12 protein-coding genes are annotated in these 13,397 nt (G+C 68.0%); 3 read left to right on the forward strand and 9 right to left on the reverse strand.

From position 1 onward, the window contains the following. Positions 1–82 precede the first annotated feature (82 nt). From G6N32_RS17820 to G6N32_RS17830, 3 genes are all read left to right on the forward strand, one after another. Positions 83–340, forward strand: coding sequence for a hypothetical protein (locus G6N32_RS17820; protein WP_115320719.1), 258 nt, complete (start codon positions 83–85; stop codon positions 338–340). A 76-nt stretch (positions 341–416) separates the two neighbouring features. After that, a complete protein-coding gene (locus tag G6N32_RS17825) occupies positions 417–992 on the forward strand; it encodes a YdcF family protein (RefSeq protein ID WP_115320720.1) in 576 nt (191 codons plus the stop codon). 19 nt (positions 993–1,011) lie between these two features. Continuing rightward, positions 1,012–1,848 carry an NAD-dependent protein deacetylase gene (locus G6N32_RS17830; RefSeq protein WP_115320721.1) on the forward strand — a complete coding sequence of 279 codons (837 nt, stop codon included), beginning with the start codon at positions 1,012–1,014 and terminating at the stop codon, positions 1,846–1,848. Here the strand turns inward: G6N32_RS17830 and proB are convergent. The 9 genes from proB to G6N32_RS17875 all read right to left on the reverse strand — a co-directional run bounded on the left by proB (position 1,845) and on the right by G6N32_RS17875 (position 13,391). Next, on the reverse strand, positions 1,845–2,945 hold the full coding sequence (proB, locus tag G6N32_RS17835) for a glutamate 5-kinase (RefSeq protein ID WP_115320722.1): 1,101 nt from the start codon (positions 2,943–2,945) through the stop codon (positions 1,845–1,847). The two genes, G6N32_RS17830 and proB, sit on opposite strands and share 4 nt — an antisense overlap. Beyond that, on the reverse strand, positions 2,942–4,390 hold the full coding sequence (gene obgE, locus G6N32_RS17840; RefSeq protein ID WP_115320723.1) for a GTPase ObgE: 1,449 nt from the start codon (positions 4,388–4,390) through the stop codon (positions 2,942–2,944). The genes proB and obgE overlap by 4 nt, the downstream gene beginning before the upstream one ends. An 85-nt stretch (positions 4,391–4,475) precedes the next feature. Then, on the reverse strand, positions 4,476–4,739 hold the full coding sequence (rpmA, locus tag G6N32_RS17845; protein WP_036344398.1) for a 50S ribosomal protein L27: 264 nt from the start codon (positions 4,737–4,739) through the stop codon (positions 4,476–4,478). 9 nt (positions 4,740–4,748) lie between these two features. Then, entirely contained in the window at positions 4,749–5,060 is a 312-nt protein-coding gene (rplU, locus tag G6N32_RS17850; RefSeq protein ID WP_115320724.1) for a 50S ribosomal protein L21, read from the reverse strand. Between the two features lie 158 nt (positions 5,061–5,218). After that, positions 5,219–8,149 carry a ribonuclease E gene (rne, locus tag G6N32_RS17855; RefSeq protein WP_115320725.1) on the reverse strand — a complete coding sequence of 977 codons (2,931 nt, stop codon included), beginning with the start codon at positions 8,147–8,149 and terminating at the stop codon, positions 5,219–5,221. 284 nt (positions 8,150–8,433) lie between these two features. Beyond that, positions 8,434–8,847, reverse strand: a complete 414-nt coding sequence (ndk, locus tag G6N32_RS17860) for a nucleoside-diphosphate kinase (protein WP_102805783.1) — start codon at positions 8,845–8,847, stop codon at positions 8,434–8,436. 70 nt (positions 8,848–8,917) lie between these two features. Beyond that, positions 8,918–9,310 carry a DUF4233 domain-containing protein gene (locus G6N32_RS17865; RefSeq protein WP_115320726.1) on the reverse strand — a complete coding sequence of 131 codons (393 nt, stop codon included), beginning with the start codon at positions 9,308–9,310 and terminating at the stop codon, positions 8,918–8,920. Then, positions 9,307–10,737 (reverse strand): bifunctional tetrahydrofolate synthase/dihydrofolate synthase, encoded by a 1,431-nt coding sequence (gene folC / locus G6N32_RS17870; protein WP_115320727.1) that lies wholly within the window; start codon positions 10,735–10,737, stop codon positions 9,307–9,309. The genes G6N32_RS17865 and folC overlap by 4 nt, the downstream gene beginning before the upstream one ends. After that, positions 10,734–13,391, reverse strand: coding sequence for a valine--tRNA ligase (locus tag G6N32_RS17875; protein WP_115320728.1), 2,658 nt, complete (start codon positions 13,389–13,391; stop codon positions 10,734–10,736). Before G6N32_RS17875 ends, folC begins: the two co-directional genes overlap by 4 nt. Between the last annotated feature and the right edge of the window lie 6 nt (positions 13,392–13,397).

Genomic DNA, 13,397 nt, shown 5'->3' on the forward strand with positions numbered 1-13,397 from the left:
TCTACGCGCTCGTTCGGTGCGGCACGGTCGTAGGTTTGCCTGATCGGCCGGAATCGCCGGCCTGCCAGATCGGGGGATCGAAATGTTGTCTGCGCTTTCTGTTCACGCGCCTGTTCACCCGCGAGTCGTCGACACCAGGCCGACCGTGCTGATCACCGAACACGAGGTGAGGATGCTGACGGCTGCCACCATCTCCGCGCACCCCAAGGCGGGCATGGTCTCGCGCTGGATCGCGGCGCACCGGGCGGCTCACGAGGCTCATGTCAGCCATCGCCGGCTTGTCGCCCACTACGACTTTCTGGAGTATTCCGCCATGTCCCGGGCTATGGAACGGCTATGAAGCCTGACGCTTCCGTAACGGCCGTTCGCGCTCGCACGATGAGGCAAGCAGCAAGTTGACCTGGGTCGGAGGAAGAGTGCGACGTCGATGGAAAGCCGCCTGCGGCTCCCTGCTTCTTGTCGTCGCCACGCTGATCGGTGAGATCATGCCGGCTGCGGCCCAGGCTGAACCGGTAGCCGCCAAGGACTTCTCCAACCCGGCGATCGTCGTTTTGGGTTACGGCCTGCTGCCGGACGGCTCGATGCGGATGATCCTGCGACGCCGGGTGCTGACCGGGCTCGCGGTGGCGCAGATGTACCCGCACTCCCCGATCATCGTCACCGGCGGTAACCCGCAGAACGGCGTGACCGAAGCCGCCCAGATGCGCCGCATGCTGTTGATGCTCAACTTCCCCGACAGCCGGATCATCGTCGAGGACCGGGCCAACAGCACCGTGCAGAACGCGCAGTTCTCGGTGCCGCTGGCCAAGAAAGCCGGCACCTCGGGCATCATCCTGGTGACGTCGTCGACCCATCAGGGCCGCGCTGACGGCGATTTCGTCGACGCCGGCGCCAATCTGCTGGCCACCGTGAGCTATCCGGACGGCAACCCGACGCTGAACATCACGCAGTTCGCTCACGACGTACTGAGCCCGCTGACCAACTTCGGCTAGCCCGCCTACTCTGGAGGGCGTGGAAAGCCCCGAACTGGTCTCGTTGTTGGCGGGCCGGCGCGTGGCCGTGCTCACCGGTGCCGGGATCTCCACCGACTCGGGCATTCCCGACTATCGCGGCCCGGATTCGCCGCCGGCCAATCCGATGACGATCCGACAGTTCACCTCGAGTCAGGCCTACCGGCAGCGCTATTGGGCGCGCAATCACCTGGGCTGGCGGCACATGGCCCAGACCATGCCCAACGCCGGGCACCGGGCGCTGGCCCGTCTGGAACGCGCCGGCGTGGTCACCGGCATCATCACTCAGAACGTGGACCTGCTGCACACCAAGGCGGGCAGCCGCAATGTCATCAACCTGCACGGCACCTACGCGCAGGTGGTGTGCCTGGACTGCGGGTACACCATGTCGCGCGCCGCGCTGGCCGACGAACTCGAGGCGGCCAACCCGGGATTCGCCGAACGCGCCGAGCGGCTCGGCGGTATCGCCGTCGCACCCGACGCCGACGCCATGGTCACCGACACCGAGTCGTTCCGGTTCATCGACTGCCCGTCGTGCGGCGGCATGCTCAAACCCGACATCGTCTACTTCGGCGAGAGCGTGCACAAAGATGTTGTGGCCCAAGCATATTCACTGGTCGACGACTCCGATGCACTGCTGGTGGCCGGGTCCTCGCTGACGGTGTTCTCCGGCTACCGGTTCGTCCGGCACGCCGCCGCGCTGGGCATGCCGATCGCGATCATCAATCGCGGCGCCACCCGCGGGGACGCGCTGGCCACCGTCACCGTGGACAGCGGCTGTTCGCCGATGCTGGCGTTGCTGGCCGACGAGCTGTCCGGGTGGGTCTCCGCGAACTAGACGGCCACCAGATCGTCGGCATGCACTGCGGGACGGCGCATTTCGGCAGGCAGGTCCGAGGTCGAGCGGCCGATCATGGTCGTCAGCTCACCGGCGTCGTAGGCCACCACCCCGCGGGCGACCATCTCACCGTCGGCGTCGCGAAGTTCCACGACGTCGCCGCCGAAGAACCGGCCCGACACCCCGGTGATACCCGCGGCCAGCAGCGACCGGCGCTGCTTGACCACAGCCCGGACCGCCCCGGGATCGAGCGTGAGTGCACCGGACGCTTCGGCCGCGTAGCGAACCCAGAATCGCCGCGCCGACATCCGGTCCGGCCGCGGCGCGAACACCGTGCCCACCGACGCGTCGGTCAGGGCGGCGGCAGCGGCGTCGGCGGCGGCCAGCAGCACCGGAACTCCGGCGTCCGCGGCCAGCAGCGCCGACGACAGTTTGGACCGCATCCCCCCGGTGCCCAGCCGGCTGCCCTCACCGGCCACCACCCCGCCGAGGTCGTCGGGCCCGCTCACTTCCGGGATGAAGCGGGCGTCGGACTTGCGCGGGTCGGCGTCATAGAGTCCGTCGATATCGGACAACAGGATCAGCGCGTCGGCGCCGACGAGATGAGCCACCAGCGCCGAGAGCCGGTCGTTGTCGCCGAAGCGAATCTCGTTGGTGGCCACGGTGTCGTTCTCGTTGACGATCGCCACCGCATGCAGTGAGCGCAGCCGGTCCAGCGTGCGCTGGGCGTTGGTGTGCTGCACCCGCATCGAGATGTCGTGCGCGGTGAGCAGCACCTGGCCGACAGTGCGGTCGTAGCGGGCGAAGGCCGCACTCCACGCGTTGACCAACGCGACCTGCCCGACGCTGGCGGCAGCCTGCTTGGTCGCCAGATCGGTGGGGCGCCGGTTCAGCCCGAGCGGCTCGATCCCGGCGGCGATCGCACCCGAGGACACGATCACGACATCGGAGCCGGCCTTCATCCGTGCCTCGATCGCCTCGACCAGCTTCGCCAGCCGGCCGGCGTCGAACAACCCGGATTTCGTGGTCAGTGCCGTGGTGCCGATCTTGACGACGACGCTGCGCGCCGTGCGCACGGCGTCGCGGTACTGGCTCACGCTTCGTCCCCGTGCTCACGACGCTGGCGGCGCGCCTCCTTGCGCTCGTCGGCACCGATCCGGTCGGTCTGCTCCAGCCGGGCATCGGTACCACGGCCGGTCGGTACGACGTCGACACCGGCCGGAGTCTGCGGCTCCCAGTCGAACGTCATGTCGCCGATGGTGACCGCGCAGCCCGGTTTGGCGCCGAGTTTGCGCAGTTGGTCTTCCACCCCGAGGCGGGCCAGCCGGTCGCCGAGATAGCCGACGGCTTCGTCATTGTCGAAGTTCGTTTGCGCGATCCACCGTTCGGGTCGCACGCCGCGCACCACGAAACCGCCGGAGTTGTGCGGGTCGGCCTCGACGGTGAACCCGGTCTGGTCGACCGGGACCGGCCGGATCACCGGGCGGCGCGGCACCACCTCGGGCTGGGCCGCCTGGTAGGCCGCCACCATGTCCCACAGCGCGAAAGTCAACTCGCGCAAGCCTTCCCGGCTCACGGTCGACACCTCGAAGACCGGCCAGCCGCGCGCCTCGATGTCGGGGCGCACGAAGTCGGCCAACTCCCTGGCCTCGGGAACGTCGATCTTGTTGAGCACCACCGCCCGCGGCCGGTCGGCCAGGTCACCAAGCGTCGTATCGCCTTGCAGCGTCGGGCGATACGCGGCCAGTTCGGCTTCCAGTGCGTCGATGTCGGAGATCGGGTCGCGGCCCGGTTCGAGGGTGGCGCAGTCGACCACGTGCACCAGCAGCGCGCAGCGTTCGATGTGGCGCAGGAAGTCCAGGCCGAGACCGCGACCTTCCGAGGCGCCGGGGATCAAACCGGGGACGTCGGCGACGGTGAACGTGTGATCCCCCGCCGACACGACACCGAGATTGGGCACCAGGGTTGTGAACGGGTAGTCCGCGATCTTGGGCTTGGCCGCCGAGATCACCGACACCAGTGAGGATTTACCTGCCGACGGGAACCCGATCAGACCGACGTCGGCGACCGTTTTGAGTTCCAGAGTGAGTTCGCGTTCCTCACCCTTCTCGCCGAGCAGCGCGAACCCCGGTGCCTTGCGGGCTCGCGACGCCAAGGCGGCGTTCCCCAGCCCGCCGCGGCCACCCTCGGCGGCGACGAAACGGGTGCCTGCACCGACCAGGTCGGCCAACAGCCGCCCGTCGGAATCGAGTACGACGGTGCCGTCGGGAACCTTCACTTCGAGATCGGAGCCGTTGGCGCCCTCGCGGTTGCTGCCCATGCCCTGCGTGCCGGACTGGGCCGCGACATGCGGGTGGAAGTGGAAGTCGAGCAGGGTGTGCACCTGCGGGTCCACGATGAGCACGACGCTGCCGCCGCGACCGCCGTTACCGCCGTCGGGCCCACCGAGTGGCTTGAATTTTTCCCGGTGCACCGAGGCGCAGCCGTTTCCCCCGCTGCCCGCACGGGCATGGATGACGACGCGGTCGACGAAACGAGGCATCGGAGCGTCCTTTCAATCGTCGAGTGTGAATCGGATGCGAGTTATGGGTCTGACCTCGCAGTGGATTCACACTCGCGATGCAGACCTACTCCGGTCGCGCGGCGCGAACGATGTTGACGGTCTTGCGACCGCGCTTGACGCCGAACTCCACGAGGCCGGGGGCCGTGGCGAACAGGGTGTCGTCACCGCCGCGGCCGACGTTCACGCCCGGGTGGAAGTGGGTGCCACGCTGGCGGACGAGGATCTCGCCGGCCTTGACGAGCTGGCCGCCGAAGCGCTTGACGCCGAGGCGCTGGGCGTTGGAATCGCGACCGTTGCGTGAGCTGGAAGCGCCCTTTTTGTGTGCCATGTCAGCTCCCTACTTGATTCCGGTGACCTTGAGCACCGTCAGCGGCTGACGGTGACCCTGCCGCTTGTGGTAGCCGGTCTTGTTCTTGAACTTGTGGATGCGGATCTTCGGACCCTTGGTGTGCTCGAGCACCTCACCGGTGACCGCGACCTTCTCCAGGGCCTTGGCGTCGCTGGTCACCGTGGCGCCGTCGACGACGAGGGCGACCGGCAGCGACACCGAGGCGCCGGCCTCGGCCTCGAGCTTCTCGACCTTGACTATGTCTCCAACGGCGACCTTGTACTGCTTGCCACCGGTCTTGACGATTGCGTACGTCGCCATCGTGTCCTTCGCTCTGCTCTGTGCGGGCGCGCGCTAACCGAGGCTGCGTGCGCGGGTCTTGGGGTGCGGGATCTTGAGCCCGCTGCCACCGGCGACGGACGCCTGGCGACAACTGGTCAAGGGTACGTGACCAGCACCGGGAGGGTCAAACCGCCACCCTAGGACGTCGGGGGGCCCGCTGGTCGGGCCGCCGACCGGCGCCGCGGCCGGCGCGCCGGCGCCGCAGGTGCCGAGGTCACGACCGGTTGGTCGTCCTCGTCGTCGAGGTCATCCTCGGAATCGTCGTCGTCCTCGTCCTCGTCGTCGTCCAGGCTGACTTCGTCGAGGTCCTCGTCGTCTTCGTCCAGGTCGACGTCGATCTCGTCGTCGTCGGACTCGTCGTCGTCGGACTCGTCGTCGTCGTCATCGTCATCGTCGTCATCGTCGTCGGAGTCGTCGTCGGAGTCATCGTCGAGATCCTCGTCGGCGACCTCCCGGGCAACCTGCTCGGCGGTGTCGTCCGATTCGTCGATGTCGTCAGCCTCGGTCTCCCGCTCGATCTCGTCGGCGAGTTCCTCTTCAGCCTCGTCATCCTCGTGCTTGCCGTTGGCGGCCGCCATCGCCTTGAACATCGGATGCTCAGAGCTGTGCTGGGGCACCTTGGCCACCGGCGCCTCTTCGGCGCGACCACGCTTGCCTCGCTTGCCACGCCGTCCTCCGCCACCGCCATTGCCGGACTCGGACTTACGCCCGGCCGCCTGGGTGGTGTCGACGGGATCGGCATGCAACACGATGCCGCGGCCGCTGCAGTGCGTGCAGGTGGTGGAGAACGCCTCGACCAGCCCGGTGCCCAACCGCTTGCGGGTCAGCTGGACCAGGCCCAGCGAGGTCACCTCCGACACCTGATGGCGGGTGCGGTCGCGACCCAGCGCTTCGGTGAGGCGACGCAACACGAGGTCGCGGTTGGACTCCAGCACCATGTCGATGAAGTCGATGACGACGATGCCGCCGATATCGCGCAGCCGCAGCTGGCGCACGATCTCCTCAGCCGCTTCGAGGTTGTTCTTGGTGACGGTCTGCTCGAGGTTGCCGCCCGCACCTGTGAACTTGCCGGTGTTGACGTCGACGACGGTCATCGCCTCGGTGCGGTCGATCACCAGCGTGCCGCCCGAGGGCAGCCACACCTTGCGGTCCAGCGCCTTGGCCAGCTGCTCGTCGATGCGGTGCACGGCGAACACGTCCGGGCCCTCGGGGCCGCCCGCGGGCTCGTACTTGGTCAGCTTCGAAACAAGGTCGGGCGCAACGGAACTGACGTAGTCGTTGATGGTCTGCCAGGCGTCGTCGCCGGAGACGATCAGCCCGGAGAAGTCTTCGTTGAACAGGTCACGGATGACCTTGACGAGCACGTCAGGCTCTTCGTAGAGAGCGACCGCAGCGCCGGCTTTGTTGCCCTTGACCCGCTCGGCTTCCGCCGCGATCGTGGTCCAGCGTTCCTGCAGCCGGGTGACGTCGCCGCGGATGTCTTCTTCCTTGACGCCTTCCGAGGCGGTCCGGATGATCACGCCGGCGTCATCGGGCACCACGTCGCGCAGGATTTCCTTGAGCCGCTGGCGTTCGGTGTCGGGCAGCTTGCGGCTGATCCCGGTCGACGAGGCGCCCGGTACGTAAACCAGGTAGCGCCCGGCCAGTGACACCTGGGTGGTCAGCCGCGCACCCTTGTGGCCGACCGGGTCCTTGCTGACCTGGACGACGACGTAATCGCCGGGCTTGAGGGCCTGTTCGATCTTGCGCTGCGCGCCGCCGAGACCGGCGGCCTCCCAGTTCACCTCACCGGCGTAGAGCACGCCGTTGCGGCCGCGGCCGATGTCGACGAACGCCGCCTCCATCGAGGGCAGCACGTTCTGCACGATGCCGAGGTAGATGTTGCCGACCAGGGATGCCGAGGCTGCCGAAGTGACGAAGTGCTCGACAACCACGCCGTCTTCCATGACCGCGATCTGGGTGTAGCGGGCGCCCTCGTGCGGCGGTTCGGTGCGGATCTTGTCGCGCACCACCATCACGCGATCGACAGCCTCCCGGCGGGCCAGGAATTCGGCCTCGGACAGGATCGGCGGGCGACGGCGACCGGCATCGCGGCCGTCGCGGCGGCGTTGGCGTTTGGCTTCCAGGCGGGTGGAGCCGCTGATGCCCTGGATCGCGTCCGGGTCACGCTCGGCCTTGGCGCGTGGCGCACGTTCGTGGACGACGGTGTTGGGCGGGTCGTCGGACGATCCGTTGTCCGAATCGTCGCCGCCGCCGGCCTTGCGGCGGCGCCGCCGACGGCGCCTGCGGGTCGCGCCCTCACCGGTGCTCGTCTCGTCGTCGCTGTCGTCGTCGTCGCTGTCGGACTCGTCACCGGACTCAGCGCTCTCGTCGGCTGCCTCGGAGTCGTCAGCATTCTCGCCGTCGGCGCCGCCCTGCTCACCACGACCGCGACCGCGACCGCGCCGTCCACGACGGCGGCGGCGATTGGCGGGACGTTCGGACTGGTCACTGTCGGTTTCGTCGTCGGACTCGGCGGCAGATTCCTCGTCGTCGTCCTCGTCGTCCTCGTCGTCCTCGTTCACCACGACCCGTGGCTTGCGTTCGACCTCGACCGGCTGCGGGGCGACGAACAGCGGCATGTAGGCCGCCTGCTCGACGGTTTCGACGGTCTCGACCGTCGTGGTCTCCAGGATCAGCCGCGATTCCGGCTCCTCAGCCATCTCGGGAGTCTCGGGGACGTCGGGCATTTCCGGAGCGCCGGAAGCCGCCTCCGGGGTGGTCTCCTCCGCGACGACGGCAGCTGCCTCTACGGGCTCACCGGCGGTGTCCTCGGGAGCAGCCGCTGCCAGCACGTCGCGCACCCGCACCGCATCGGTGCGGTCGACACTGGAGTGTGGGCTGCGGGTGCGGCCGTCGAGCTCGCTGAGGGCGTCGAGTACCCGCCTGCTGGTGGTGCCGAGCACCCGAGCCAGCGAATGCACTCTCAAGCGTTCGGGCAACTCGTCACCCGCGGCTGGCGCCGGGGGTTCCCACTGTGACGAGGTGGGGTTTTCGGGTAGATCCTGATAGAGGTCATCGTTGGCCACGTATTCTCCTCAAGCCCCCGGGCGCGTCATTTCGACGCGGCCACGCGAGGGCTTCCGCTATGTGCCCGGTAACTTCCCCGGACTTGTTTATTGGTCTCGCTCCGAACGGCTCATAACGAACGAATTCGGTGCCTGGCTGAATGACGGCTGTGACGGTCGGCGCCTCACCAGGTGGTGGTCGCGCACGTCGTAAGTCTTCATCCGGATGGGCTTTGAGGGCTCATCCGGAGCCAGTATCCCACACCCCGGGGGCGGTTCGGACGACAGTGGCGCGGGAAGTGCGTTCAGAAGTTGGGAAACCAGAGGTTGATCTCGCGTTCGGCCGACTCCGGCGAGTCCGAGCCGTGCACGAGGTTGAACTGGGTTTCCAGGCCGAAATCGCCGCGGATGGTGCCGGGGGTGGCCTTCTCGACCGGGTCGGTACCACCGGCGAGCTGCCGAAACGCCGCAATCGCGCGGGGGCCTTCCAGGACGGCCGCGACGACCTTGCCGGACGTGATGAACTCCAGCAGCGAGTCGAAGAACGGCTTGCCGTCGTGTTCGGCGTAGTGCGCGCGGGCCAGCTCGTCGCTGACCTGCTTGAGTTCCAGGGCAGCCAGGGTGAGGCCCTTACGTTCGATTCGGCTGATGATCTCCCCGACCACCTGCCGCTGCACGCCGTCGGGCTTGATCAGAACCAGGGTCCGCTCGGTCGTCATCTGGCGCCGTTCCTCCTCATCGCTTCGCTCTGCATCGTCACCGGCACAGACACGGCGCACAGCGTACCCGTCATTCGGGGGGTTGCTGCTGGCCGGGCAGCAGCCCGCGGCGTTGCCTGCGCAGCACCTCGGCGCGCAGGTACGCCAGGATCGCCCACACCGCCACGAATAGCAGTCCGACCATCCCGACCGCCGGGTAGACGAAGAACCCGGCGACCAGGATCAGCTGTACCGCCAGGTTGCACCAGATGGCCCACGGCCTGCCCTGCACGCCGGCCAGCAGGACCAGGAACACCGCGAAGCCCACCAGGTACGCCGTCGACCAGCCGGTGAGCCCGCCGCCGACCATGCTGACCACCGGCAGCGCCAGCAGCACGACGATTGCCTCGAGGATGAGGGTGCCTGCCATCACCCCGCGGAAGCTCTTCCAGGGATCCGGCGGAGCCGCCGGGGTTTCGGTCATTGCGGGTCCTTCCCGAACAGGGTGCGCGCCGCCCCTGCGGTCACCACCGACCCGGTGATGACGATTCCGGCCCCGGACAGCCCCTCGTCGGCCGCGGAATCCTCCACCATCGCGGTGGCGATCTCGATGGCGTCGGGCAGTGTGTCGGCCCGCGCCACCCGGTCCGGTCCGAAAATCTCCTCAGCCCGCAGCGCCAGCGCGTCCACCTCCAGCGCGCGGGGTGACCCGTTGTGGGTGACCACGACCTGGTCGAAGGCCGGCTCCAGCGCGGTGAGAATGCCGGTGACGTCTTTGTCGCCCATCAGCGACAGCACCCCGACCAGGAACCGGAAATCGAATTCGGACGTCAGCGCATCGGCCAGCGCGGCGGCGCCGGCCGGGTTGTGGGCGGCGTCGAGGAACACCGTCGGCGCACTGCGCATCCGCTCCAGACGGCCCGGGCTGGCCGCCGCGGCGAACCCGGCTCGCACCGTGTCGATGTCGAGCTGGCGGTCGGCCCCGGCGCCGAACAACGCCTCGACTGCGGCCAGTGCGACCACGGCGTTGTGGGCCTGATGCTCGCCGTGGAGCGGCAGGAAGATGTCGGAGTACACCCCGCCCAGGCCCTGCAGCTGCAGCACCTGTCCCCCGATGGCGACCTGGCGGCCCAGGACCGCGAATTCCGAGTCCTCCCGCGCGACGGCCGCGTCGGACTTCACCGCTTGGGCCAGAAGCACTTCCATCGCTTCGGGGACTTGGCGACCGATCACCGCGACGGTGTCGGTCTGCACCAGATCCCCGCGGGGCGCCCCGATGATGCCGGCCTTCTCGGCCGCGATCTCGCCGATGGTGTCGCCGAGGTATTCGGCGTGGTCGATGCCGATCGGGGTGATCACCGCGACGGGTGCGTCGACGACGTTGGTGGCGTCCCAGCGGCCGCCCATCCCCACCTCGACGACGGCGACGTCGACGGGCGCGTCGGCGAAGGCGGCGAAGGCCATCGCGGTCAGCACCTCGAACTTGCTCATCGCGGGGCCACCGTCTTGCTGCGACTGAGCGTCGACGAGTTGCACGAACGGCTCGATCTCGCGGTAGACCTCGACGTAGCGCGCCGGACTGATCGGCTCGTTGTCGATCGCGATGCGCTCGACCGCAGACTGTAGGTGCGGGCTGGTGGTGCGCCCGGTCCGGCGGCTGAACGCGGTCAGCAGGGCGTCGACGATGCGGGCCACCGACGTCTTACCGTTGGTCCCGGCGATGTGGATGCACGGGTAGCTCAGCTGCGGTGAGCCGAGCATCTCCATCAGCGCCTCGATGCGCGCGGTGCTGGGCTCCAGCTTGGTTTCCGGCCAACGCTGGTCGAGCAGGTGCTCCACCTGCAGCAGGGCGGCGATCTCGTCGGGTGTGGGCGACGGGGTCTCGTGTCGCCAGTCCAGCGGCTCGGTCATGCCAGCGCAGCCAGCCGGGCGGTGATCCGCTCGACTTCCTCGGTAGCCAGCTGCTGGCGACCGCGGATCTTGGCGACCACGTCGTCGGGCGCCTTGGCCAGGAACGCCTCGTTGTCGAGTTTGGCTGTGGTTCCGGCCAATTCCTTGTTCGCGGCGGCCAGGTCCTTTTCCAGCCTGCGGCGTTCGGCGGCCACGTCGACGGTGCCGGAGGTGTCGACCTCCACGTTGACGGTGCCGGCCGACAGCCGCACCTCGATGTGCGCGCTGGCGGTGAAGTCCGCGCTCGCATCGGTCAGCCACGCCAGTGCGGCGACCGGGGCAACCTGGCCGCCGAGGCCGGCCGCGTCGAGACCGGTCAGCCGGGCGGGAACCTTCTGCCGATCGGCCAAGCCCTGGTCGCTACGGAACCGCCGGATCTCGGTCACCAGCTTCTGCACATCGGCAATGCGTTGGGCGGCAACAGTATCCAATGCGATGCCCGATGAGGTCGGCCACTGCGCGATCACAAGCGACTCGTTACCCGTGAGCGCCTTCCACAGCGTCTCGGTGACGAACGGCATCACCGGGTGCAGCAGCTTCAGCAGGGTGTCCAACACCGCGGCCAGCACTGCAGTCGTGTGAGCGGTGTCCTCCTCTTGCGCGAGCTGCACTTTCGCCAACTCGAGATACCAGTCACAAAACTCGTCCCAGGCGAAGTGGTAGAGCGACTCACACGCTCGGCTGAATTCATAGCCGTCGAAGGCCGAATCCACTTCGGCGCGAACCTCTTCCAGGCGGCCAAGAATCCAGCGATCGGCGTCGGTCAACTCGGCGACGTCCGGCAGCTGCGCGGGGGCCGCGCCGTTCATCAGGGCGAAGCGGGTGGCGTTGAACAGCTTGGTGGCGAAGTTGCGCGACGCGCGAGCGGCGTCGTCGCCGATGGACAGGTCGCCGCCCGGGCTGGCCCCGCGGGCCAGGGTGAACCGCAGCGCGTCGGCACCGAATTGTTCGACCCAATCCAGCGGATCGATGCCGTTACCCTTCGACTTGCTCATCTTGCGGCCGTGCTCGTCGCGGATCAGCCCGTGCAGGAAGACATTCTCGAACGGCACCTGCGGCCCGCGCGCGCCGTCCAGCGTGATCGCCTCGTCGCCCGACACGAACGTGCCGAACATGACCATGCGCGCCACCCAGAAGAACAGGATGTCGTATCCGGTCACCAAAACGCTTGTCGGATAGAACTTCTCCAGCTCGGGCGTGCGGTCGGGCCAGCCCATCGTGGAGAACGGCCACAGCGCCGACGAGAACCAGGTGTCCAGCACGTCGGGGTCCTGCTCCCAGCCCTCCGGAGGGGTCTCGTCGGGCCCGACGCACACCTGCTCGCCATTGGGGCCGTGCCAGATCGGAATGCGGTGGCCCCACCACAGCTGCCGAGAGATGGTCCAGTCATGCATATCGTCGACCCAGCCGAACCAGCGCGGCTCAAGACTTTTCGGGTGAATGACGATGTCTCCCCGACGCACCGCATCGCCGGCCGCCTTGGCCAGTGATTCGACCTTCACCCACCATTGCAAGCTCAGTCGCGGTTCGATCGGCTCACCGCTGCGCTCGGAGTGCCCGACGCTGTGCAGGTACGGTCGCTTCTCGGCGACGATGCGACCCTGGGCGGCCAGCGCCTCGCGCACCGCGACACGTGCCTCGAAACGGTCCATACCGTCGAATTGCGTTCCGGTGTCGGCGATCCGGCCCTTGGTGTCCAGCATCGTCGGCATCGGCAGCTGGTGCCGCAGGCCGATCTCAAAGTCATTCGGGTCGTGCGCGGGGGTGACTTTGACTGCGCCGGTACCGAATTCGGGGTCGACATGCGCGTCGGAGACGATGACGATCTGCCGGTCCAGGAACGGATGCGGCAGCGTCTGACCGACCAGGTGCCGATAACGCTCGTCGTCGGGATGCACCGCGATAGCGGTGTCGCCGAGCATCGTCTCCAGCCGGGTGGTGGCCACGGTGATATGGGGGCCCTCGTCGTCCAAGGACCCGTACCGGAAGCTCACCAGCTCGCCCTCGACGTCCTCATACTTGACCTCGAGGTCGCTGATCGCGGTCTCCAGTACCGGGGACCAGTTGACCAGCCGCTCGGCCTGGTAGATCAGGCCCGCGTCGTAGAGGCGTTTGAAGATCGTGCGCACCGCCCGGGACAGACCGTCGTCCATGGTGAACCGATCCCGGCTCCAGTCGACGCCGTCCCCGATCGCACGCATCTGGCCGCCGATGGTGCCGCCGGATTCGCGCTTCCAATCCCAGACCTTGTCGACGAACAACTCGCGGCCGAAGTCCTCTTTGGTCTTGCCGTCCACGGCGAGCTGCTTTTCCACGACACTCTGGGTCGCGATCCCGGCGTGATCCATGCCCGGCAGCCACAGCACCTCGTAGCCCTGCATGCGCTTGCGCCGGGTCAGCGCGTCCATCAGCGTGTGGTCCAGCGCGTGCCCCATGTGCAGACTGCCGGTGACGTTCGGTGGTGGCAACACGATGGAATACGCGGGCTTATCGCTCGTGGCATCGGCGGTGAAGTAGCCGGCGTCGACCCAGCCCTGATAGATCTCCGCCTCTACGGCACCCGGATCCCAGGACTTGGGCAGGGCGTCGGCGCGGGAGTCGTCAGTCGTGGTCACCCGATA

Origin of the sequence: Mycolicibacterium aichiense (assembly GCF_010726245.1) — a bacterium.
GTDB lineage: Bacteria > Actinomycetota > Actinomycetes > Mycobacteriales > Mycobacteriaceae > Mycobacterium > Mycobacterium aichiense.

What these genes read in the sequence shown, in the direction of transcription:
- G6N32_RS17820 (WP_115320719.1), top strand. Translation starts at nt 83, where the DNA reads ATGTTGTCTGCGCTTTCTGTTCACGCGCCTGTTCACCCGCGAGTCGTC.
- rpmA (WP_036344398.1), bottom strand. Translation starts at nt 4,739, where the DNA reads ATGGCACACAAAAAGGGCGCTTCCAGCTCACGCAACGGTCGCGATTCC.
- G6N32_RS17865 (WP_115320726.1), bottom strand. Translation starts at nt 9,310, where the DNA reads ATGACCGAAACCCCGGCGGCTCCGCCGGATCCCTGGAAGAGCTTCCGC.
- obgE (WP_115320723.1), bottom strand. Translation starts at nt 4,390, where the DNA reads ATGCCTCGTTTCGTCGACCGCGTCGTCATCCATGCCCGTGCGGGCAGC.
- folC (WP_115320727.1), bottom strand. Translation starts at nt 10,737, where the DNA reads ATGACCGAGCCGCTGGACTGGCGACACGAGACCCCGTCGCCCACACCC.
- ndk (WP_102805783.1), bottom strand. Translation starts at nt 8,847, where the DNA reads ATGACGACCGAGCGGACCCTGGTTCTGATCAAGCCCGACGGCGTGCAG.
- rplU (WP_115320724.1), bottom strand. Translation starts at nt 5,060, where the DNA reads ATGGCGACGTACGCAATCGTCAAGACCGGTGGCAAGCAGTACAAGGTC.